Origin of the sequence: Psychrobacter sp. 4Dc (assembly GCF_002836715.1) — a bacterium.
Taxonomy (GTDB): domain Bacteria; phylum Pseudomonadota; class Gammaproteobacteria; order Pseudomonadales; family Moraxellaceae; genus Psychrobacter.
Genome location: NZ_PJAT01000048.1, coordinates 1 through 458 on the forward strand (window position 1 = coordinate 1; position 458 = coordinate 458).

General features: G+C 45.2%; 1 protein-coding gene. It reads right to left on the minus strand.

The features are described from left to right. Positions 1 to 458, minus strand: a 458-nt coding sequence (locus tag CXF61_RS02495) for an IS3 family transposase (protein WP_165597038.1), incomplete at both ends; no start/stop codon positions are given.

A 458-nucleotide genomic window follows, 5' to 3' on the forward strand; every position in this document is an offset into this window, starting at 1 on the left:
TTTTTGTTAAAATAGCGTCTCTCTGTTTCTAATGGTGTTAAGTAATTGTTGAAAGTATGGGGTCTCACAGTTTGATAATAGCCCCAGATATAGTCAGTGATAGCACTCTTAGCCTCAAAGATATCTTCATAACCACCCTTTGGCATCCATTCCGTTTTAAAGCTTCTAAAGAAGCGTTCAGTTGGCGCGTTGTCCCAGCAATTACCCTTTCTGCTCATGCTTTGAATCATGCCGTCACAACTAGCCACGGATTCAGCAAATGCCTTGCTAGTGTAATGCGTGCCTTGATCCGAGTGAAACAGCACCCTACTGGGTCTAAGTCTCGTCTGATATGCCATCTGTAGTGCTTTAGCAGTCAGCATACTGTCAGGAGAGTCTGATACGGCAAAGCCCACGACACGACGGGCAAACAGATCTAACACCACAGCTAGATAACACCAGCCGCTCTTGATACGGAT